We start from the raw sequence: 22,546 nt of genomic DNA, 5'->3' as shown, positions 1-22,546 counted from the left end.
CGGAACAGCTTTGAATAAAAACGGTTGGAACCTTCCTGGTCAGGCGCGGCGGCGGCGCAGGCACAGAGCGGCCAGGCCCAGCAGGCTCAAAGTAGCCGTAGCAGGTTCCGGAACCTGGGTCAGGGAAAGGTAATTGAGGGCCGTACGGCCAAAATTGCTGGAACCGTCCCCCTGAATCGTGAGAGTAAGCGTCCCGTCTTCCCCCACCACGATGTGCTCCACCGTGGAATAAAGGCCCTTGTTGGCGGAAGGATTGGAGCCGTCTGCGGCATTCCCGGGAGCCAGAACGCCGGAACTGTCGCCCGTCGTCGTGGAAAGCTCGTTCCAATCACCGCTGGCGTTTGTGCCAAAGTTTGTCCAGGTCGCGTTGGAAGCGTCGGCGCCTCCGATCGTCCACGTCTGTCCGGCAAAGACGTCCTTACCCGTGAAACCGCCGAAAAGGGACAAGGTATATTCCCCGGCGGCAAGACCGCTGAAAGTCACGGTAAAAGAACCGGAACCGGTCGCCGTCTGCGTTAAAAGGCCGTCCCGGAAGCTGTCTCCCAGGGAGAAAGGCATGCTGCCGCCAAAAGCGTTCTTCCACCCGTTTTCTTCGCCGGGCGTCTTGGTCGTGGTATGGCCGTCATCCCCCACAGGGTATCCGGCCGTGCTCCATCCCAAAGTGACGTCGCCCGGCATCGTGCCCAGGGCTGCGGAGGAATGGCCGTAATTCATATTGAGGGCTCCGTCTGTCGCGGCGTCATCGCGCCCGAAGTCAATTTGCACAGTCGCCGCCTGCACTGCCAGCAGGGAACTTGAAATCAGAGCCAGAGAAAACAAGGACTTCTTCATGGTGACACAAAGTAAACCGGATCAATAATCCGATGTCAATGGAAAACACTAAAAATTAAATAATATATCTTTTTTGTTTTCCATGTATTGAGGGATTCATATCAAGATATAAATATATATAATGTATTTAATATAAATAGATTTAATATTAATTAAAGATTTTATGCAATCATCGGATTATTGATCCGCAAGAGCATTCCTGTTCCACCGGCATTCGAGTAAAGAAAAGATGGCCGGAGGGCGGTTTATAAAAACAGCCGGACTTTTACCGCGCCGCCGTTTCCACCGGAATACGGCCGCGCCGGGAAAACAGCTATTCGCCAAAAAAGACGGTCAATGTTCAGGCACAGCCACCCGGATGCTTTCAATTCCCAGATAACGGGCAATGGAACGGTTGATAAATTCATCCGGGTCTCCGCTGCTCATGCGCCACATCACGGAAACATAGGGAGCCAGAGGCACGGGCTCATAAGGAGGGACCGCAATGTTTCTCTCTCCCTTTTCCAGTTCATGGCGGATGAACATTTTCCGTTCCTCGCACTGGCGGTGGATGCGCGGGAAGGCATCCAGATACCCGGAGCATACCCACAGGGCCAGCCCGGCCGCCGCAAGCAGCACGCAGGAAGGAATCCAACGCCTCTGCGCGGCGTCCATCCATACCCCGTACAGTCCCAGGATGCCCGTCATCATCAGCACCGTAGCGGAAAACATGGCATGCCAAGCGGGAATCACGCGCACAAAAAAGCTGATTGCCATGGCATGGGCCACCAGAATGAACAGAAGGGAAACGCACATGCGGCGGAGAGAAGCCCCCTTCCAAGTCTTCCAACCTCTTCTCCACGTCAGCAGGGTCAGGGCCACGGCGACGGCTGCCAGCAGGATTTTAGGAAGCGGCATGAACTCGTAAAAAGCATTCATCAGTTCCGGAATGGCGCCGAAACGCTCCGCCCAGGAGTGAAGGACGGCGGCGCCACCCGCCGTCTCCGAATGAAGACGCACGCCGTTTCCCGGAGCCAGCAGAAGGCAGGCGCCACCCAGGGCATGAAAACCCCAGCCGACGAAGAACCAGCGGGGAAGAGCCAGGCTCTTCCAACGCGCATACAGCCAGTACAGGAACAGCATGCCCAGGGAAGCGGGAATCTGGTTCTCGTTGGTCATCCCGGCGGCAAAAGCCGCCACGCCTATCCAAAGCCAGGAAAAGGGCCTGTCCTTAATCCGGGAGGTCCCGGCCCATAAGCCGCGGTACAGGCACAGGAAGCCCAGCCAGACGGCGGCTGACCACGCATAGTTTGTCCCTCCGGACAGCCAGAACATCGTGATGCCCGGCCTGGATGAAGACGTGAGCAGAAGAAGGGCGCCCACAGAAAACAGCAGAACATCCCGCCAGTGCCCGGAATTCACCCTCCTTCCCCGCGCCAGGTAAAACATCATCAGGGCCAGGGAAAGAATCACGAAGGGATTGACGGCCAGGAAAAGCCACTTCCCCGCCGTGGCCGTAAAGACAGCCAGGAATTCCCCCAGGCGGGGATTCCAGTTCATGTACGACCACCAGCACCGTTCCAGCACGGGCTGGAAGGCAAGACGGTGGGCAGCCCCGAATACGGAATGCATGAAGCTGTCCCCGGTGAAGGGGGTCCACCAGGTGAGCAGCATGGCATACACGAGAAGCGCCAGCACCACCGCCCGGAACAGGAAACGCGCCGCCAGTGACTGCTTCATGGAATCAAGCCGTATCAAGGGTCGCCGCCCGCGTTTAATCCGTCACGGCCTTGAATACCGGGGTGGGCAGCTTGTCCGGCTTCTTGCCAAAGAAATCCCCCACGTCCTTGAATGTCACGAACAGGAAGAAGCCCATCAGCAGGAAGACGAAGCCGAACTGCACGAATTCCAGCACTTTCACGTTCAGGGGGCGGCGGAAAACCAGCTCAATGGTGTTCATCACCACGTGGCCGCCGTCCACCACAGGAAGAGGCAGGATGTTCAGGATAGCCAGGTTCACGTTCAGCACCACGGAGAACCACAGGGCCAGCTTCCAGCCTTCCTCCAGGGAGAACATCTTGTAAAACTGGTTGGCAATTCCCACGGGGCCGGAGAGGTGCTCCACGCCCACGCTGCTGCCGGGGGCCACCACCTTCGCCAGGGTATCTCCCATCCATTTCAAACTCTGCTTGATCTGCGCCCACGGAGTAGGATGCACGGTTACGTCACGGCCCACGGAGCTGAGGTCCCAGGTTACGCCCAGAATGGGCTGGGCGCCCTTGAGCAGGGAGCCGTTCGCGCCGTTGTGCCAGTTCTCCGGCAGCCTGCCCTGAATGTTCACCTGCCTCGCGGCGCCATCCTTGCCCGTCACGTCCAGCAGAAGCGGTTCATTCTTCTTCAACAGCCCATCCAGCGCCGCAGGGCTCCAGATGCGTTCCCCGTTGGCAGCCGTCACCACGTCGCCCGGCTTCAATCCGGCCTGGTCGGCAGGAGAATTGGGAAGCACTTCCCCGATGACGCAGGGCATCGCCTGCATCAGCCCTACCTGGCGCATGCCGGAGCGCTGCCACCAGGACGTTTCCGGAATCCGGAAACCGCAGGAAATTTCCATCTCTCCTTCATGCCCAGGCCTCTGCACCGTAAAAACTACCTGGTCATGCTCACCCAGCATAATCAGTTCCCGGACGCCTTCCATATTGCCCGCCCACTTGTCCACCGGGCGGCCGTCCACCTTCACAATCCTGTCGCCGGGCAGAATGCCGGACTGGGCCGCAGGGCTGTCCGGAGCAACAAAGCCGACCGTAGTCACCCCCATCTCCACATCAGGCTTGCCCACCATCCAGACGGCCACGGCAAAAAACACGGCCAGCAGGAAAGAGGCGATGGGGCCGGCGGCGGCCACGATGATCTTGTCCAAGGGAGTAACGGGCTTCAAATCCTTGGGAAGCTCCGCGCTCCCTTCAATGGCCTCCATCGGAGCCATCTGCGGCAGGGAAACGAAGCCGCCGGCCGGAATCCAGCCCAACCCCCATTGCACGCCGTTGATGGTCTTTTTCCAGATGGGGCGTCCAAACCAGATTTGGAACCTGTCCACGTACAGGCCGCGCCAGCGGGCGGCGAAAAAGTGACCCAGTTCATGAATGAAAATCATGAAGTTAAACAACATCACCACACCGAAGATAATGGCAATGGTGGTAAGAACGGAAAGAATGCTATCCATGGTAGTGCTTTGTGGGTCAGGCTATCATGACGCCTCCCGGCGGACAAGCTTCAAGGATGTCCTAATGACAGAGGGAACATTTAAATTCTGGACATGCGGCAGAAAACACCATAACAACGAAAGATGATTGTCTCCAAGTTTCTCATGACGGGCATTCCGGCAGCCGCATTGATAGCCTGTACGCCCTTTCTTCACGCCGCGCCTCAGGAAGAAGCGGACATCCCCTCCATGACCCGGACCTGGACGAACAAGGAAACGGGCGCCACCTTCCAGGCCAGGCTGGCCGGCTTGAACAGCGTCAACGCGATCATGCAGAACGTCTTCACGAAAAAGAAAATCCCCTTTCCCCTCAAAAAACTTTCCAGGGAGGACCTGGACTGGATTGACTTCCACAAGGAGCTGGTCGGCAAGACGGATGCGGAGCTGGCTAAAATGGTCATCCCGAAAGGAGTCCTGGGCAAACAGCTGAAAGGGCTGACCTACCGGGAAAAGGACGGCAAGTTCGTCAAAATGGACGGCAAATGGAACGCCAGGTATTTTATCCTGTATTATTCCGCGAGCTGGTGCGGCCCGTGCAGGGCCTCCCTTCCGCGCAACCTGGAGGTGTACCGGGATAAAATCGCTCCCCGCAAGGATCTGGAAGTAGTCCTGTGCAGCATGGACCATGCGCTGGAAGGCGCCCAGAAATGGGCCGTTTCCAATAAGATGCCGTGGCCGGTCTTCCTGTTCGGCTACCTGGACAACCTTTCCAAGGAAAGCCCTCTGATCCGCAAGAATTATCCCGGTCCCATCCCCTCCCTGGTGCTGGTGGACGCCAACGGGAACAAAATCGCTTCCGGCAGCATGGATGGACTGGTGCGGAAGGTGGAGGAGCTGGCCAGCGCGGAAAAGGAAAAGGAGGCAACGGCCGAATCCGAATAAACGAATCCTCCCCTGGCGGGATTTCACGTTTTTTTCCGCACCCGGACATGAAGACGCAAAACAGCCCCGGAAGGCTAACCTCCGGGGCTGTTTGTTAATGTTTACTGAACAGATGGACTCTGCTGCGTCTTAGGCGCGGAGAGCGGCACCATCCTTGGCTTCAATGGCTTTCTTCGCTTGGGCGAAGATGGCGTCAAAAGCCTTTTCGTCGGAGACGGCCAGGTCGGCAAGAACCTTGCGGTCCAGATCGACGTTGGCGGCTTTCAGGCCTTCCATAAAGCGGGAATAGGTCAGACCGCGGTCGCGGACGGCAGCGGAAATACGGGCGATCCAGAGACGGCGGAATTGTCCCTTGCGTCTCTTGCGGTCGCGGTATTCATACTGCCAAGCCTTGTAAACAGCATCCTTGGCGTAGCGGAAGAGTTTGCTGCGGAAACCGCGGAAACCCTTGGCACGCAAGAGAATGCGCTTACGGCGCTTGCGAGAGGCCGGTCCATTAGTGGCACGTGGCATAGCTTATTTCTATTTCTATCTTGAACAGACTGTTCTTCCTCACCTCCCTGCAGTCTCGCCTGTTCTTATCTTCTCATTGGAAGAAGGCTGCATGAAGGCCCCCCGTTCAGCGGGGGGAAAGCTCGGCGTTGGTCGAGCGTTTCCGCGGTTTAGGCGAAAGGCAGGTTCTGCTTGACTGCCCAGACTTGCGTTTCGTCCACCAGAGCCACCTTGCCAAGCTGACGCTTGCGCTTGCTGGATTTCTTCTGGAGGATGTGGCGCTTACCCTGTTTACGGCGCAGTACCTTGCCCGTGCCGGTAACCTTGAAACGCTTGGCGACTGCCTTGCGAGTTTTATTGATACCACCTTTGCGGGTCATGGTGGAAGGAGTATAGGCGCCAATCCGCTCTTGGCAAGTGGAAAATGACCCCGAAACATTTTTCCGGTTAAAATGGCACGCTTCCCCACCTGCCCGGTCCCCCTCCCGGACCAGTGCGGCACGCTCAAATTCCGGAGGAAAGGCGGCCTTCCTTTTTCTCTCCCTCCTTCGGGACATCCGCTCTTTTGGCGCAGGAGATGGAATAAAGCAGCAGGACGGGGAACAGCAATTCCAGAGGCAGCATATAGCGGACTTCATACGTAGTCGCCGCCGCGCCAATGGCCAGAACCACTCCGTAAAATGGCACAAAAGGGATCAGATACGCCTTTTTCTTCATCATTCCGTAAACGAGGAAGCTGAGCACGCAGCCGTAAAACAGGGAAAGCTGCGGCATATCCCTGACATTGCCCGCAGGCAGGTTCCAAACCATCTGGCTGTTCAGAAGAAGAATCTTCCCCGCCAGCAGGGGATTGTCCGCAGAAACGGAGAAAAACAGATTCCTGACAAGTTCCCCTTTGCCGGACAAGGTCCACGCAAACCCATACTTCATTCCCGTCTCCCAGGACTCAAACAGGCCCGTGTGGAGATACTTCTGCCCGTACCCGGCTGACACTGCGGGATGCAGGGAATCTTCATAAAGGCGGTACTGCCTCATGATGACGTCCCTAGGCATGATTTCCCGTTCAATCAGCTCCATGTCTCCGTCACTCACCTTCCCGCCCTCTGCAACAATATCACAGACCACATGAGCCATCTTGGCATACTTGGTGCCGGACGCGCCGCTTTCCGCATCCATCAGAAAGGGAAGGACGAGAAAAGCGAATAGCCAGCAGCAAATTCCCCCTATCACGGGAATCGCCAGGCGGCGGAATTCCTCACGGTGATGGAACATATGGACGGACAGGGCCGCGACAGTAAGAAAAAACGGAACGGCTCCGTCATAGCGCAGGCTCCCGGTTCCGGCCAGCCCAAGACCGATCAGCCACAGGGCGGAGGTGCGTTTTTCCAATAACCAGGAGCATAATCCCCCCGTAAGCGCCATCAGGAAAATGGAATAGGGAACGTCCTTGATCACCGTCGTCACCATCTCAAACTGGAACAGGCACAGCAAGACGGCTCCCAGCACGATCAGCGCCCGCATCCGTTCACGCGCCGCCCAGGAAACGATCATGAAGCAAACGGACAACAGCAGCCCCAGTTGAACCAGAACGATGGCCTGAAATTCCGGCCAGACGCTTAAAACACCCTTGCACAGCAGGGTGTGGGCCAGCGTATGCATCAAATTATACTGTCCGTTGACGATCTGGGGATACTGGCGATATTGGAAATCAAAGGAACACTGTGAACCCGCATGCCACCACCACGCCAGCACGGCGATGGAAATAACGGCCATGACGCCCCATTTCCCCCAGGGGCTCCACTCCGTTTCATGGCGCGCGCCATACCATACCACGCCATTCAACGCCTGTACGGACAGGCATAAAGCCATTAAAAAAATTCCATACTGGACAATAGAGGATGCGGCGCCCTCCCAGGTTCCGAAACACAGGCCATCCGCACGGAACACGAGACCCAGGGGGAAAAGAATGACACTGCAAATTCCGCAGGCAGCCACCACCTTCTTCCACGGCAGCATGCAGTCATCCGCACGCCAGCGCCATAAAACAAGCAGAGAAGCTAGAATCACGAAGAAAAAGAATACGCCAAACATCATTCCGTCACAGTCAATGAACCCAGTGCCGCTCCGGCGCCTGGACGGATAAACTAACGGATTGCTAATCCGTTACGGATTAGCACGGAATGGACTCCATGCCACAGGGAGCGCCGCAAGCCTTGCGGCATCCGGACATCAACAGGAACGGCAGAAAACTTTTTTCCCTGAAAGTCAGGGAATCGTAGCGAGACACCTGCTTTTCAACGGCTGCAAAGGCTTGCGCCGCTCCAAAGGCCGGTCATGCAATTCCGGAAGGTTTCACCACAAGGGAACGTTTCTCAATAAGGACATGGCTATTCAGCATAAGTCCCTTGTTATAAAAAACAGGCCTTGACCCCGGATTAGCAATTCGTTTTTTGAAATGCGGCAACCTCCCATGCCTTCTCCGTAAAAGGGTTCCCCGTTTTTGGCAGCGATTGCCGCGGAACATTTCTCCCGGGAAAAACGCTTGAAAATCAATCATCGGCACGATGATCCCGGAAAAATGGCGTCATTGCCTCCGTCCCGGTCTGGAACATCCGGGCTTTCCCGTTCCGGAGGGGAAAAGAGGCATTCTTCAAGGAATGCCCTGCTCTTTTTTACCGCCTTCGCGCATTTGCCTGATTTCATCCCGGATCAGGGCGGCGCGTTCAAATTCCAGATGGGAGGCCGCCTCCTTCATTTCCGCCTCCAACCTGGCAATGCGCTCTTCCAGCCCGTACCCGGCCTCGTCCTCCGTCACGCGGAAGGACTCTTCATCCTCTTCCGCATACAGTTTCAACTGCCCCTGTTCGGACCGGCTCACCGTCTGGGGAACAATGCCGTGCTCCAGGTTGTACTTCTCCTGAATGCCCCGGCGGTAATCCGTCAGCTCAATCAGCCGCTTGATGGAATCCGTCATTACATCCGCAAACAGGACGCACTCCCCGTTCAAATGGCGCGCGGCGCGGCCCGCCGTCTGCACCAGGGACGTTTCATTGCGCAGGAAACCTTCCTTGTCCGCATCCAGAATGCACACCAGGGAGACTTCCGGCAAATCCAGCCCCTCCCTGAGCAGGTTGATGCCCACCAGAACGTCTATCCTCCGGGCACGCAGGGCGCGCAGAATCTCCACGCGCTCAATCGCGTCCACATCCGCATGAATGTAGGAAACCTTCAGCCCCACCCCCTTCAGGTACTCCGTCAGGTCTTCCGCCGTCTTCTTGGTCAGCGTCGTGACCAGCACGCGTTCATTCTTGGCAACGCGCTCGTTGCACAGGGCAATCGTCTCGTCAATCTGCCCTTTCAGGGGACGGATGGTGATCTTCGGCTCCAGCAGGCCGGTGGGACGGATAATCTGCTCCACAATCAGGGGTGTGGAACGCTTCGTGGGATCAAACTTCTCCACCGGTTCCGTAGACGGGCTGGGAGTGACGCGGATATCCTTGGGGGAAGTGAACAGAATCCCCTTGAAGCCTTCCGGCGCCTTTTCCCCGGACCTGGCGGCACGGCGCACGGGAATATAAGTCTTGTTGTCCGCACGGCAGTTCACCAGCTCAAACGGCCCCGGCGTAGCGGAGGCGTACACGATCTGGTTCTGCCTCTCCATGAACTCATGGAATTTCAACGGCCTGTTGTCCAGCGCGCTGGGCAGGCGGAAGCCATGCTCCACCAGAATATTCTTGCGGCTGCGGTCCCCCTCGTACATGCCGCCCAGCTGGGGCACGGCCACATGGCTTTCATCAATCAGGGTCAGGGAATCCTTGGGGAAGAAATCCAGCAGCGTGGAGGGGGAACTGCCCGGCAGGCGGCCGGAAAGATGGCGGGAATAATTCTCAATCCCCTTGCAGAAGCCCAGTTCTTCAATCAGCTCCAGATCGTAATCCGTACGCAGTTTCAGGCGCTGCGCTTCCAAAAGACGCCCATGCTTCTCAAACCATCCCACGCGGTCCTCCAGCTCCGCTCGGATGGCCTTAAGCGCCGCGGCCCGTTTTTCCGGAGCGGCCACGTACTGCTTGGCCGGGAAAAAGGTGTAACTCCCAAGCCGTTCCCGCACGCGGCCGGAGGTGGAATCAATCAGGGAAACCCGTTCCACCTCATCTCCGAAAAACTCCACGCGGATCGCCTCCCCTTCCGAATAAGCGGGAAACACCTCCACCACCTCCCCGCGCACGCGGAACGTGCCGCGGGTAAAATCAAAATCCTGCCGCTCAAACAGGCGTTCCACCAGCTGCCGGAGGAACACGTCCCGGTCCATGATGTCTCCCTCACGAATGCGCAGGGTCAGGTTACGGTAATCTTCCGGGGTGGACAGGCCGTAAATGCAGGAGACGGACGCCACCACAATCACGTCCCGGCGCGTCATCAGGGAATTCATGGCGTTCAGGCTCAGGCGGTCCAGCTCGTCATTGATGGCGGAATCCTTTTCGATATAAGTGTCGGAACTGGCGATGTACGCCTCCGGCTGGTAATAGTCGAAATAGGAAACGTAGTAATCCACCGCGTTATTCGGGAAAAAGCTTTTCAGCTCCGAGTGAAGCTGCGCGGCGAGCGTCTTGTTGTGGGAAATCACCAGCGTGGGCCTGTTCATCCGGGCGATCAGATTCGCCATCGTGAACGTCTTGCCGCTCCCGGTCACCCCCAGCAGGCCCTGGTGCTTGTTGCCCGCTTCCAGAGACTTGAGCAGCTTGCCGATGGCCTGCTCCTGGTCCCCGGAGGGCTTGAAGGAGGAATTTAATTCAAAAGACGACATACGCGAGGAAGCCAGTATAATCCCCCCGCCCCGCCGGGCTAGGACAATGTTTGACAATTCCCCCCTGCTGACCCAGTATATGCGGCATGTACATTCCCACGCAGGAAGAACGGTATGCAAAAAAAGGGTTCGTCTCCCTCATTCTGTGCGTTGTGGTCCCCTCCTGCCTGTACGTCTCCCTTCTATCCAAGCAACTGATGATGGTGCGCGGACATGAATGGGAAGCCATCATGAAAATCTTCCTGGCGTTCACCTATCCGCTGGCGGCGCTCTTTGCCATGACGGGCATTCCGTTCTTCTGGTGGTCCGTGGGCATCTCCCTGGCGGTCCACGCGGGAATCGTCATCTGGCTGAAGACGGCTCCCCGCCTGTCGCCCAAAAAGGCCATCTGCATCGCCCTGTGCGTGGGAATGCTGGATTTCCTGTTTGTGAAAATATTCCCCTTTCCGGCGCAAATCATGGGCTGAACTGCCCTGCGGAACGCCCGGAATGTTCCGTCCTCCGGTTCAGGACTGTTTTTTAGCCAGGGCAATAATCTGCCTCTTGATCTCGCGCGCCGCTTTTTTGGAATCCGCCTGGTAGGCCTCATACGTAAAGCACTGCGCCCCGGAGCCGTCGCTGGCAGTCAGCACCAGCTTGGGATAAAACTTGCCCTTTTCCAGGGCCTCCTTCACGGGAGCGGCCACCGTGGACTTGCCTCCCTTCACCGGGAGATAAACCAGCACGCACCGTTTTCCCACGGCTTCAAGAAACCCCTCCGTCACGCCGGCGGCCAGCGGGCAGGTCGTGGCCGTGTTCGTATAAAGATAGGCCACGGGCTTCTTTTGCTCTTTCGCTGTTTTCAGAGCCTCTTCCATCCGATCCGTGGTGAAAGTGCTTTTGGGCAGCCTGACATCCGCCCGTGAATGGGGGGACGCGGCCAGAAGACAGACACTCAACAGGGTAATTAACATTTTCATAGGCCGCCACCATACGGGCTGCCCTGGGGCATGTCAAAGACAAAGCTCCCCCGTTTAATCTTGAACGCCAGGGCGCGGTATGGCAGAGTGCGCCCACGCATTCGTCGCGCCTGTGGCGAAATTGGTAGACGCGCCAGACTTAGGATCTGGTGTTGAAAAACGTGCAGGTTCGATTCCTGTCGGGCGCACCATCAATAACCCTCTTTAAGTAAACAACTTGAAGAGGGTTTCTTTTTTGTGCTGAAATAGGCGCGAATTCTATAAAACGGCCCCAATCTGTGTACAAAGTGTGTACACTTTTAACCAGTTTTTGGCCTTATTTTACAAGGTATTTCTGTCATACGGATCACACAATGAACGGCTCATTTGGCCGCTTTGTAAAACGGAAATATCGCGAGTTATATATAATTGATACAATACCAATACATTGTGTTAATTTATGTCTATCTACACACTCCACCATCAGGTGAGGCGGCTGGATGAAACCCTCTGCGGCAATGGCAGGAAGTACTCGACCGGAGATGTTCTGTTCTCTGACCGAGGAAAACGAATCGTTCTGGGAAAACCCATCGCGGAAGGCGGTGAAGGTTCCGTCTTTACTGCCCATGCCGCATCGGCATCACCACTTGTAGCCAAGCTCTACCACCCGGCTCAACGGATGCATTGGCGTGAGCAGAAGCTTCGGCTGATGTGTTCCCGTCCCATTCGTTCCCCGTGCGTGGCGTGGCCGCGTGAGATCCTGTACGACGAACTGCGGCGCTTAGTCGGCGTACTGATGCCCCGGGCGGACGGTGTTCTGCTCGGGGTTTTCGCGTTTCATGCGGAGCTGCTGAAGAAACAGTTCCCATCATGGAGCCGTTATAACCTGACTAGGCTATGCCTGAACTTGTCGGAATCAGTCCATACTCTGCACCGATACGGTGTTGTTCTGGGCGATCTGCATCCCGGTAATGTGATGGTTTCTTCTGATGGCTCTGTCCATTGGATTGATACCGACAGTTTCCAGGTCGAAGACTATCCCTGTTCCGTCGGGACGGAACGTTTCCGGGCTCCGGAGCTTCACGGCAATTTCGGAGATTTCCTCCGTACTCGAAGCCACGATGGCTACGCCTTGTCCGTCCTGCTCTTCATGACATTGACTCTCGGCCTGTCTCCCTTTGCCCGGCAAGGTCATGGAGAAGACATGCTGGAAGCAGCTAGGAAGGGAGTACTGCCGTACCCGTTTGCTTCGTACAAATCTCCTGCGGGATTCTACCCACCCGATACCCCCGGACGCTATGTCTGGTCGTATCTCCCCTGCAAACTTCGCGATGCCCTCGGCCACAACCTCACCTGTGTCCAGCATCGCGATTTGCGTCCACGCGTCTCCCCGGGGTATCTGACGCGTTGCTTTCACCAATACCTCAAGGATATGGAGCCGAACGGCAGAAGGAATCATCCCATTTACCGGGATCTCCTGCATGACCGTTCCTGCCCGCCCCGCAATCTGATGGAACAGATGATGCCCAACATCTGTACGGACTGCGGTATTCGCTTCCGGGAAGCTCCTGACGATGCCGCACGGCGTTTACGGCAATCTCATACCCGCCCCCTGTGCAAGCTCTGCATCAGGCGTCGTAGTGCACTGAATCAGGCATCCCGGAATCCAACCACCAACCATTAACTCGAATAACTATGTCTATATCATCGACACGACCAACCAAACAGGAACAGCTCGCTGCCATGCGCGAGTTCAGCAACAACACGAACGCCCGGCTTCCCGTTCTCTTCCTGCTGGATGCCAGCAGCAGTATGAACGGCATCGTCCGGGGCGACCATCAGCAAGTCCTCCGACAGGAACACTCCGACGGAATCAACTGGAATATCGTCACGGGAGACAACCTCGTCACCCGGATGGACGAACTCAATACCGGCCTTCAGCGGTTCATCAGCGACATTCTTGCCGATCCTCTGGCAAAACTGGCAGCTGACGTAGCGGTGATCACATTCGCCCGGACAACGACGACAGTGAAAGAATTCGGCCCGATCCGTGAATCAGATTTAAAGCTGAAAATCACCACATCCCGAGAAAACGAAACGCTTCTTGGCGAAGCCGTCGAACTGGCCCTGGCCGAACTTGACAGTCGCAAGAGGACTTACCGGGAACACGGGGTCGAATACTACCAGCCCTGGCTTGTCGTGATGACAGACGGCGTACCGACCAGCGCCCGGCACCGGGAATTACAGGAACGCCTGAAAGAACTGTCGGCCAACTACAAGCTCAGTGTGTTCGTCTTCGGTATCGGTCATGCCGATCTGTCGGAGCTTTCCAGCATCAGCCCGGGACGGCCTCCCATGCAGCTCAACGATCAGAAGTTCACGGAACTGTTCGCATGGCTGAGCCGCAGCATTCGTATGGTCAGCATGTCCATGCCAAGTGACGGGGTATCTCTGACTCCGCCCCCGGAGGATGTGTGGCGGGTGTAAACACCGCAACTATCGGAAAGCTCCTTGCTATGGGGGCTTTCTTTTAGATAGCCCATAACATGAATGGAGTTATCTCCACTATTTCAAGTTTATGCGTTTTCTTGAAATAGCGAGAATTGTTATTTCAATAGACATTCTCATGGAAACGGTTCCTTTCCTGCAAAAATTTGAACTTCAATAGAATGGAACTGTAAAGAATTTCTTTGCAGTTCGATCGGAGGGGCAACAACAGGTATTAGGTCTCATTACCTCCCTTGGATTTTTCTGTAGGCCACCCGCCAATAGAGAAGAAACGTTTATGGACGAAACGATTTATCGTTTACCCATCCCCTGGAGGGCATTCTTTTCGCCGTACACTGATTATCCTGTGGAAAATTTACAACTTGGGGGATTTATGGCTCAATCGTCTCTTTCTGTTGGGTCATCGGATACAACTGTTTTTTGATGGGGTTGAGATCCAGCTTGATCGTAACTTTTGTGGGGAGATTATCTTGCCACTGGATGTCAAAATCGTAATTGAGGCTAATATCTTCTTGATGAAAGGTTCCTTTGGGGAACCCTTTGCAATAGTTGATTCGGTGGGTAGGATTCCATAGGTATTCCAACAAGGCCGGAGGAAAGTTATTAAGGAAGTCAGAAGGAAGGCCGTTGGGTAGTGTTGTCCATTTGGAGTAAATCCCCTGGCTTAACGGCAACCAAAATCCGGGGAAGGCCTGTTGGTTGTTTTGATCGACGTAGAAACCTTTGAGCATACCCAGTAACATGAGAAATCTCGTGGCTTTCTTGTCGTGGTAAGTATATGCAGAAACATGCTGACAGTACTGTTTCAACATGGATTGCCCATCGTACTGGTAATTGCCTTGTGGCGGAGAGAAATAATCAGGAGATATGCTGGCCCAAAGAAACGACAAGTTCGTATCATTGGTTATTTTCCGAGGATGTTTCCATTGTGAAACAGGTAAAAAATGAGCGCGTTCAGTTAACCAGTCATTGACCTCTTTGTCGTTTACTACCATGTTGCGACTGATATTGACCGTGTAGATGAATTTTAGTCCGCTGACTTGAAGAGTAGCGCTAGGCTTGAACGCGTTAACGGAATTCGAAACAGAACCATTGCTGGAGAAGGAAGGATGGATTTCCTTTTCCGTAGTGGGAGGATTAGTTACAGAGGGTACTGCTTCCTCTTGTTGTCGCAACTCATCGGATCGTTTCTGTGCTTGTTTCAGCAGGGAGAGCTCTTGTTCATGGCGCCTCTTGTGAATGTTTGCGATTGAGTCTCCCAAAAGAATCGTCGTTTCTACGAGAGGGTCATTGCATTCTTTCTGGATTCGGTCTTCCATGGCAGGAAGGAGGGCTTCTTCTTCCATATTTACAGCAGGATAAGTCTCAATGACGTGATCGGTTATTTTGGCCAGGGGGAGCGTGAGCTCGTTGAGGTATTTAGTAGACAGTGTTTCATGTGCTGTGGCCCATTTATTACAGGCGGTCTCAAATTTTTTGCTGATGGTATCTGAATAAGAGGAAGCCTCCTGGCTGGTGGTAATAGCGCGGATTTCTTTCTCCAGTTCCTGTTTTAACTCATCAAATTCCTTGAAACACTCAGATTGAATAGCATGTGCTTTCTGTTTAAATTCAGGAAACTGGGAAAGATAATCATCCAGTTTGTAGTAGGTTCGGATTTTTCTGTACAGGGCGTCCTTGAATTCTTGAGATGGCTTGGCTGCCCATTGTTCGGACGGACGGGATGCAGAAGAAGGAACGTCAGTCCGGGACGACTGTTGCCATAGCCATACGCCGGCAAGTGCAAGAATGATGACGGCAACGGTGACTGCGTAGGAAACGGATTTTCCGGAAGCTCCCGTTTTCCGTAATCCTCTGGGCTTCCCCTGTTGCAGCCATTCCTTCCATTGTCCGGCTGTCTGACAACGCTCTTCAGGCCTGAGCCGCAGGTTCCTGTCAATGGATGCCAGCAATTCCCGGGTCCATAGCAAAAGAAACTTCATACCCGAGAGCGGGACGACATCATCCCGCATCAGCCTCCTGTCGGCCGATTCAACGGAAATTCCCGAGATCAACTCGTACCAGGTAACGGCCAACGCATAAAAGTCCGTCCATGGGCCGATTTCACCCTTCCCGGTTATTTGTTCCGGGGAGGCGTAAGCATAGGAGAACTCTCCCTGAGTGATCGTACAGGTCACTTCCGGCTTGTTGAGCGCCGCCCCGAAGTCGATCAGAACCGGCAACCCCCGTTCGTCAAAGAGGATGTTGCCGGGCTTGATGTCGCGATGGTAGATGCCCTTGCCATGCAGATAGTCCAGGCCATCCAACAGGAGCAAAAGCCACTCGACGGCTTGCTCCGGGGTGATCGTACTCTTCCCGGAAGCAGCTTCATCCATGCGCTCCCTCAGGGAACCGCCTTCCAGCCACGGCATAACATAAAAGATACTGCCATGGGATTCGAAGACATCATACACCCGAACGATACTCTCGTGGTTCAACGAAGCAAGAGTCTGAGCCTCCCTGCGGAGGGAATCCATGGCCGTCCGGTAGACATCCCGGGAGGCATGGGGCAACGGGATGATCTCTCCCGTATCCGAATCTCGACAGCACAATCCCAGGGGAAAGCATTCCTTGAGAACGATATTACGCCTGAGCTGATTATCCCAGGCAATGTAGGTGATCCCAAACCCGCCCTGGCCCAGCACTTTGAGCAACTTGTAATTGCCCAGAAGCGTACCTGGCGGCAATGTAAAGCCGGGAAAGTCCATAAGCTCAGGCAAGCGGAGGATTGCCGAGTCTCGGCACTTCATCGGCCAGGAACTCTTTCAGGGTCTTTCCTTGGGCGAAGGCTTTTTTCTCAAGAATCTTCCGGGTATCCGGATCAAGCTTCAGGGTAATCAACGTCTCTTCTTCCACCTGCACCCGGCTCGGGAGAGTCAGAGAGAGTTGCTTGATCAGTTCCCGGATAATATGCTCCTTGGCGGCGGGAATAGGTTTCTGGGCCATCCAGTTGCGAACGGTCGCTTCCGTAACGAAACATCTTTCGGCGAGCCATGAATAGTCGAAGTTATTGGCCTTGAGCCACAGCTTCACGTTCATTTTCAGCTCATCCTGATTCACTCCTGCCATGCTTCGGAATGTAGCACTATCGCTCTGTAATGGCAATATGGTTATATAGCATTCCTATTTTTGAGATTGAAGTGAGATTTTCATGTTGACTAAAGTCGCAAAAGAGAGATATACAGGCAATGTAAACGAGATGCCAGCAATGAAAAGTATCATCCAGTTCACTTGCCCCCGATGCGGAGGCCACCAACTGATGCTCGTCGAACGGGCCATGCACCGTTATGTCGTCCAGAATCTGGAAGCAGATCGTCAGGGAGGGCTGGCTGTCGGTCACAAGGTTCTGGTGGACGATTTGTGCGGAGAGCCATTGGGATATCGCTGTGCAGATTGCCGTCACCCGGATTGCAACGGAAATGACCCATCGGAAGGATTTCAATGGCATTCCCTGGAGGAAGTGCAAAGCGCCGGAGTCATTGCCTGGCCGGGCGGGATGGAGACCATCGAGCACAGATGCATGATCTGTTTTCCCGATGGACACATGACCCCGGTGATCGTCGAAGTCGCCCATCCCGGTGCACTCAACGAGAAGGAGCGCCGATTTATACTGGAACGGGAGAAGGCAGCCCATGGCATCCTGATCAGCCAGTCTGACTCCGGCATTCGAACATTGGCCTGCCGCAACTGGAAGCGGGTCAAAAGGCATATTCTGCAATCAATAACCAACGACATATAATCACATGAAGAGAAATGAAATATATAAAATCGGGTTAGCGACTGGATTGGCCATTGTAACTACCTCCCTATTGTCCTCCTGCGCCATCCTTGTCAGTAAGAGTGCTCGGGAGCTTAGCAAAACAGAACCCGGCAGGGAGATTCTGTTTACGTTGATTTGCTCCGGATTGTTTGGTTATTCGATCTTCCTGGCGCTCTACTGGTTGTCTGAGCATAAAAAACCGGCGGCAATCAAGGACTTCAAGACGATTGCCATTGTATTCGCCGTGGTTGATCTCATCCTTGCCGTGATAGACTCCGGTTTTCTTGCTTTGCTGGAATTGGCGGCCATTGTCCTGGTTGCTCATAAAGTTCTGAATTTCACACTGGGCAAATCATTCGGGGTATTAGGCATCAGTATGGGGATTTCTCTTGTCGGAGGTTTTCTGGCAGCAGTGATTTTGGGTGTAGAGATATAGAAACATTCTTTCGTTACTCTTTGCGGTATTTTGGCTCTAACTCTTTTCACATCTTATCATGCAGGCAAGATTCTGACCGGATGGACTTAATACAAATAGACATAGTAATGAATACAAGACAACGCATAAAAGGACATTGGATTAAAAAGAGCATGCTTGCTACTCTGCTAATGGGACTTTGTTGCCTTTTTGCAACTATAGATATAGACCAGGTAGGACAAGGAATCGAACGATGGGGCGAAAACCTTGGGCGTTCTATGGATGAAACAGGGGAAAGTATAGGGAATGCCGTAACAGCGGCAGCAGACTCAGACACGGCCCATGCGCTAGGAAGAGGAGCAAGAGGGATTCAAGAGTGGGCGAAAAATGCGAACACTCAAGTGCCCCCACAGCAAGGCCCACCCAGGCCAGCCAATCAGCTTGCCCGGCGCCCCGTCACGAACACCCTGCCTCCTTCCCCAGGATTGGCGCCAGCTGCGGCCAGGGCAGGCGCTCCCCCTACCGGCAACCTCGACATGCAGGCGAAGCAGGCATCTCCCGTCAGCGTCCCACAGCCCGGCGCTCCTCCAAAAAAGTCTGGTTTGGCTGAAGATATGGAGAGAGGTATTGCGCAAGCCGATCAGAGATATGGACAGCAGCTCTATGATCAGTATATGGGAGGAGCCACTACAGCCAAGGAACGTGCTATAGGAGCCCTACGGATGGAGAATGCTATTGCTGAAGCTGAGGGAAAAGGTGATTCGGCCCAGGCTAATGCGCTGCGCCAGCAGCTTGCTATGGCTCAGAGCAACAATGAATGGTCGACAGGTCATTTACAGCAGAAAGCAAATGCCGGGGATACAAGAGCACAGAGAGAACTGGATGAATACTATGAATTCATGAAAACCGTGGAAGGCTCTTCTCCTGCGGATTTGTTTCCATTCCTAGTCAGCATCATCTCCGGCCTGTTGTTATACGGGTACATTGTGCTGCTTTCTCGCAAGGGTGTTACAATAAACCGGAAAACATTGATCCCGTGGTGCGTTGGTCTGGTCATTTTCGATATGCTCGGCAATTGGGTGAATCAGTCATGGCTCTTTCTCTTCGTTGAAATCCTGATCATCCTTGTGGTTGCCCGGAACTTCCAATGCTCATGGAAACGTTCCTTTCTCATCCTGGGTCTCATGCTTGTTTCGATACTTATCCTGGGGGGCCTGTTGCCATTATTTCTCTGATGTTCTTTCTCTCGTTCGATTCATGAATCCACACCTTTGATACCCATGATATCATATTATCTTGCCAAACCCGACAGTACACAGGAGGGCCCTTTTTCCGAAGACGAGCTAAAAGGGCTCTACCATCAACGGCTTTTGCCTCCCGGGTCTTACGTTTGGACAGAAGGATGGGATCAATGGCGTCCCTGTGAAGACTCCTTTGAATGGTTTATTTCCAGTGTCAAGCTGCCACCTCTTCCTTCACGGGCCGGTTTAGGAGGTACGGCATCACATTCAGAAGCATCGTCTGTTCATACGGAAAAACACGAGAAAGCCTCTTCTTCAGATGAAATGAAGGCATCGACGACAAAGGAATACAGCACCTTGTCAGATTGGATTCAGAATCATGAAATTCCGAATCAGCTCCATCGGTGGGGATTGAAGAAACTGAATATAGGCCATAAATCATGGAAATTGAACTATTATACTGCAATAGGAATGGGCTGTTTTGTTTTGATTTTAATAGGAATGCTGAATCATAAGGGAAACAATGATGATATAGTATCTTGGGAAAACGCTAGAACACAAAGGCAAATTTCGAATGGACATCAAGATCAAAGATTACGCCAAATGGCACAACAAGCGATAATGTATAATAACAGAATTCAGGCAGAACGTGAAGCCAATAAAATCGAGACATGTAACAGATGCAGGGGAGCTGGAACATGTACTGCGGGGACAGGTGGATACAATATGAACCGGCCAATTATTGTGTGCCCAACCTGTGGCGGAACAGGACAAGTAAGACATTCAAATAATCCAAGTTCATGGGCACTTTAAAAATTATGGAAAAATATATTACACTTTTTTTGCTTTCCTTATTATTTCTATCTTCTTGTGATAAGTTAACATCCTCAGATAAGCAAGAAATAGATAGGCAAGTTGCCCGACTATCTCCAGAAAAAGAGGCAGATTTTGTTCTAGGTAAAATGTTGTTAACAATCAAAAACGGAGGGGATATTAATGATTGTGAGACGAGGTATACTTATATAGGAGGATCATGCGAATATCCCACGGCCTTGCATATTGCTGTTTATCAGAGAAAACCTCAAATTGCTGAGCTTCTGTTGAAACTTGGAGCAGATCCGAATGCTCATATCTCTAAAAATGAAATATCCGCATTGCATAACGCTGTCTTTACGGATCAGTATGATCTTGTTAAATCATTGCTGGATCGAGGAGCCAATCCCGATGAAGTAGGAAAACATACCTCTTCACTATTGGGAGACGCCTGCTCTCAATATCGTGAAAGTCCCAAAATAGCAATAGAGTTAATTCAAAGACATGCCAATGTCCGAATCACAGGAGTTGGTGGCGTAACACCACTTCACGATTTAGTGAAGCGTTCAGATTCCGATTATACTTCAGAATGGGGAACTGTCTTTGATCTTCTTATTCAAAATGGGGCTGAAGTCAATTGTCGTGATGCGAAAGGGAAAACACCCTTACATGAGGTAGACAACTTACACATGGCTAAATTGCTTATTGCTAATGGGGCTGATATTAACAGCAAGGACAACGTGGGAAGAACCCCATTATTTTACATAAAAAACAAAGATATTATTCAATATCTTATAGATAATGGAGCTATTCTTGATGTAAAGGATAAAAACGAAGCAACTATTCTTCATTATATATTATCACAAGACTTTGGAGAACTTGAATATTTTAGAGGGCTTAAATTTGAGACTGATCGAATTAAATTTATTACAGAAAAAGGCATTGACGTAAACATTCAAGATATTGATGGAAATACACCATTACATTTAATAATGAGAGAACCTTATTGTGAGTATATTTCTGAATGGCGGACTTATGACAAGTTCGGAGCGAATGATTTATTTCCACTGCTTGTTACAAGCAAAACTGATGTAACGATCAAGAACAAGAAAAATAAAACAAGTTTAGACTTGGCATATTCAATTTCTAAAGAAACGGGAGACCGATTAAAGGAAGAATTGAGGGAAAAGAGCAAAAGAGGGAGTGCCGCCTCCCTTGATGTCACCAACAAAGGAGATGCGACACAAGTAACATATGGAGACAAGGAACCACTTAGCAGAGAACAAATCAACGCAAATGCACTTAGAGAAGAGATTGCCCGACGTGATGCTTCTTTCGCAGACTCCCCAGCACGTCGCATGAAATGGATGAGAAGTGCAGAACGACAAAACATGATAAATGAGTATTCACGTCTTGAGGCTATAGAAGCGAACGTTAAAGCACAGACTAAAGATGGGGAAACAGCTCTTATGTTGGCTGTTGATGGGGACAATACGGACTGTGTGAAAGCATTACGGGAAGCCGTGGCAAACGCGAAGAGTAAAGATGAAGGGAAAAGAAAAGATTCCCTTTCCCCCGAGGAGGCTCAAAAACAAGTGGTTTTGCAAGATATATCGTCCGGCAACCTTAATGCAGGAAAAATCTCCATCGCCAACATTAAGCGGACTCTGAAGGACGCAAAAGAGGATGATAAAATACTACTTAACGATCTCGCTTCCGTCGTTACCGACCTTTATAGGTCAAAGCAAGAGATATCCCTGGTTCGTAAACAGAACATCAAAGATGAAAAGCAAATATCCAGCCTTGAATCATGGGCTGTCTCATGCATGACCCCCAACGTTCTTACTGGCCGTACCGATCCGTCAGGAGCGGAAAACGCCAGGCGTAAAGCCCGGATACTTGAGGGAGCAATTCAACAAAGGAATACCGGGATTCGAAACAAGTTGAATGCCCTCGCCGATAGAGCCCGGGAATTAGAGTCAAAGTTGAGAGAAAATGGCAGAGCAGAAGATGCCGACATGCTGAGGAAAAGCGCTCGTTATTTTCTAGAAGATCTTTGAGTTATCTAGTACTGACTTCAAATGATACCTTGCCCTCTCCCATTGGCTTATTCATCTCATAACAATCATGACAACATGAACGTTACGGAAGATAGGAGCAAGAGCGCGTCGTTGAAATAACACCTCCCTCACCATCATATATACCAGACATGGGAATTTACCCGCCTGTCATCCTTCACAACATGAAAATAATGAACTGGAACAATGTTTTCGCCTGCATTTTTGTTGCATTTACCTTACCTGTTTCGGCGTTATCCGACACGGAACCGTTACCCAATTTTAATGTATTAAAGGAGCAGGCTGAACAGGGTGACATGGAATCCCAGTTTCAGCTGGGCAGATGTTATGCCTTCGGTACAGGAACAGAAAAAGACGACAAGCAAGCCTCCGGCTGGTTTTACAAAGCGGCGAAACAAGGCCATGCCAAAGCCCAATACAATCTGGGAGTGGCTTATGCCACATCCCTTGGTGTTGAGCATAATGATACCGAAGCACGCAAATGGTTGCTTAAATCGGCTCAGCAGG

20 protein-coding genes and 1 tRNA gene are annotated in these 22,546 nt (G+C 52.6%); 11 read left to right on the top strand and 10 right to left on the bottom strand.

Features of this window, described 5'->3' with window-relative positions:
• Positions 1–39: 39 nt before the first annotated feature.
• The 3 genes from QSJ36_RS00105 to rseP form a co-directional block, all read right to left on the bottom strand.
• A complete protein-coding gene (locus tag QSJ36_RS00105; protein WP_102728251.1) occupies positions 40–831 on the bottom strand; it encodes a PEP-CTERM sorting domain-containing protein in 792 nt (263 codons plus the stop codon).
• Between the two features lie 333 nt (positions 832–1,164).
• Positions 1,165–2,550, bottom strand: a complete 1,386-nt coding sequence (locus QSJ36_RS00100) for a DUF6056 family protein (RefSeq protein ID WP_285465912.1) — start codon at positions 2,548–2,550, stop codon at positions 1,165–1,167.
• Between the two features lie 34 nt (positions 2,551–2,584).
• Positions 2,585–4,030, bottom strand: a complete 1,446-nt coding sequence (gene rseP, locus QSJ36_RS00095; protein WP_285465911.1) for an RIP metalloprotease RseP — start codon at positions 4,028–4,030, stop codon at positions 2,585–2,587.
• A gap of 123 nt (positions 4,031–4,153) precedes the next feature.
• Here rseP and QSJ36_RS00090 point away from each other — a divergent pair, with 123 nt between their 5' ends.
• On the top strand, positions 4,154–4,951 hold the full coding sequence (locus QSJ36_RS00090; protein ID WP_022396603.1) for a thioredoxin-like domain-containing protein: 798 nt from the start codon (positions 4,154–4,156) through the stop codon (positions 4,949–4,951).
• A 129-nt stretch (positions 4,952–5,080) separates the two neighbouring features.
• Here the strand turns inward: QSJ36_RS00090 and rplT are convergent, their stop codons facing one another.
• The 4 genes from rplT to QSJ36_RS00070 all read right to left on the bottom strand — a co-directional run bounded on the left by rplT (position 5,081) and on the right by QSJ36_RS00070 (position 10,247).
• A complete protein-coding gene (gene rplT, locus QSJ36_RS00085) occupies positions 5,081–5,464 on the bottom strand; it encodes a 50S ribosomal protein L20 (RefSeq protein WP_022396602.1) in 384 nt (127 codons plus the stop codon).
• A gap of 149 nt (positions 5,465–5,613) precedes the next feature.
• Complete coding sequence (gene rpmI, locus QSJ36_RS00080; protein WP_012420592.1) at positions 5,614–5,823, bottom strand: 50S ribosomal protein L35; 210 nt, start codon at positions 5,821–5,823, stop codon at positions 5,614–5,616.
• A 124-nt stretch (positions 5,824–5,947) separates the two neighbouring features.
• A complete protein-coding gene (locus QSJ36_RS00075) occupies positions 5,948–7,537 on the bottom strand; it encodes a hypothetical protein (RefSeq protein ID WP_285465745.1) in 1,590 nt (529 codons plus the stop codon).
• A 556-nt stretch (positions 7,538–8,093) separates the two neighbouring features.
• A complete protein-coding gene (locus QSJ36_RS00070) occupies positions 8,094–10,247 on the bottom strand; it encodes an excinuclease ABC subunit UvrB (protein WP_102729191.1) in 2,154 nt (717 codons plus the stop codon).
• Positions 10,248–10,333: 86 nt separating this feature from the next.
• On the opposite strand from QSJ36_RS00070, the gene QSJ36_RS00065 reads away from it, so the two are divergent.
• Positions 10,334–10,714, top strand: coding sequence for a hypothetical protein (locus tag QSJ36_RS00065; protein ID WP_022396598.1), 381 nt, complete (start codon positions 10,334–10,336; stop codon positions 10,712–10,714).
• 39 nt (positions 10,715–10,753) lie between these two features.
• Here QSJ36_RS00065 and QSJ36_RS00060 read toward each other — a convergent pair whose 3' ends face one another.
• Positions 10,754–11,206, bottom strand: a complete 453-nt coding sequence (locus tag QSJ36_RS00060) for a hypothetical protein (RefSeq protein WP_102726952.1) — start codon at positions 11,204–11,206, stop codon at positions 10,754–10,756.
• Between the two features lie 106 nt (positions 11,207–11,312).
• Here QSJ36_RS00060 and QSJ36_RS00055 point away from each other — a divergent pair.
• From QSJ36_RS00055 to QSJ36_RS00045, 3 genes are all read left to right on the top strand, one after another.
• A tRNA-Leu gene (locus QSJ36_RS00055) sits at positions 11,313–11,397 on the top strand.
• Between the two features lie 248 nt (positions 11,398–11,645).
• Positions 11,646–12,869 carry a hypothetical protein gene (locus QSJ36_RS00050; protein ID WP_285465715.1) on the top strand — a complete coding sequence of 408 codons (1,224 nt, stop codon included), beginning with the start codon at positions 11,646–11,648 and terminating at the stop codon, positions 12,867–12,869.
• A gap of 59 nt (positions 12,870–12,928) precedes the next feature.
• A complete protein-coding gene (locus QSJ36_RS00045) occupies positions 12,929–13,672 on the top strand; it encodes a VWA domain-containing protein (RefSeq protein ID WP_285465713.1) in 744 nt (247 codons plus the stop codon).
• 392 nt (positions 13,673–14,064) lie between these two features.
• On the opposite strand, the gene QSJ36_RS00040 is transcribed toward QSJ36_RS00045, so the two are convergent.
• Together QSJ36_RS00040 and QSJ36_RS00035 are read right to left on the bottom strand one after the other, a co-directional pair.
• Positions 14,065–16,452, bottom strand: coding sequence for a serine/threonine-protein kinase (locus tag QSJ36_RS00040; protein WP_285465711.1), 2,388 nt, complete (start codon positions 16,450–16,452; stop codon positions 14,065–14,067).
• Positions 16,445–16,801, bottom strand: a complete 357-nt coding sequence (locus tag QSJ36_RS00035; RefSeq protein WP_285465709.1) for a hypothetical protein — start codon at positions 16,799–16,801, stop codon at positions 16,445–16,447. The genes QSJ36_RS00040 and QSJ36_RS00035 overlap by 8 nt, the downstream gene beginning before the upstream one ends.
• An 82-nt stretch (positions 16,802–16,883) precedes the next feature.
• Here QSJ36_RS00035 and QSJ36_RS00030 point away from each other — a divergent pair, with 82 nt between their 5' ends.
• The 6 genes from QSJ36_RS00030 to QSJ36_RS00005 form a co-directional block, all read left to right on the top strand.
• Complete coding sequence (locus QSJ36_RS00030) at positions 16,884–17,471, top strand: hypothetical protein (protein ID WP_285465707.1); 588 nt, start codon at positions 16,884–16,886, stop codon at positions 17,469–17,471.
• A gap of 4 nt (positions 17,472–17,475) precedes the next feature.
• On the top strand, positions 17,476–17,928 hold the full coding sequence (locus QSJ36_RS00025) for a hypothetical protein (protein WP_285465706.1): 453 nt from the start codon (positions 17,476–17,478) through the stop codon (positions 17,926–17,928).
• A 152-nt stretch (positions 17,929–18,080) separates the two neighbouring features.
• Positions 18,081–19,142: a hypothetical protein gene (locus tag QSJ36_RS00020; protein WP_285465704.1), complete on the top strand. Its 1,062-nt coding sequence runs from the start codon at positions 18,081–18,083 to the stop codon at positions 19,140–19,142.
• A gap of 45 nt (positions 19,143–19,187) precedes the next feature.
• The gene (locus tag QSJ36_RS00015) at positions 19,188–19,961 is read left to right on the top strand and encodes a GYF domain-containing protein (protein ID WP_285465702.1); all 774 of its coding nucleotides are present in this window, start codon (positions 19,188–19,190) and stop codon (positions 19,959–19,961) included.
• Complete coding sequence (locus QSJ36_RS00010) at positions 19,949–22,021, top strand: ankyrin repeat domain-containing protein (protein ID WP_285465700.1); 2,073 nt, start codon at positions 19,949–19,951, stop codon at positions 22,019–22,021. Before QSJ36_RS00015 ends, QSJ36_RS00010 begins: the two co-directional genes overlap by 13 nt.
• 182 nt (positions 22,022–22,203) lie before the next feature.
• On the top strand, positions 22,204–22,546 hold a 343-nt coding region (locus QSJ36_RS00005; RefSeq protein WP_285465698.1), incomplete at its 3' end, for a tetratricopeptide repeat protein.

This window comes from Akkermansia sp. NBRC 115031, assembly GCF_030268505.1.
GTDB lineage: Bacteria > Verrucomicrobiota > Verrucomicrobiia > Verrucomicrobiales > Akkermansiaceae > Akkermansia > Akkermansia massiliensis.
Note: the sequence above shows the minus strand (reverse complement) of the source record. Positions and strands in the feature narration are given on the sequence as shown.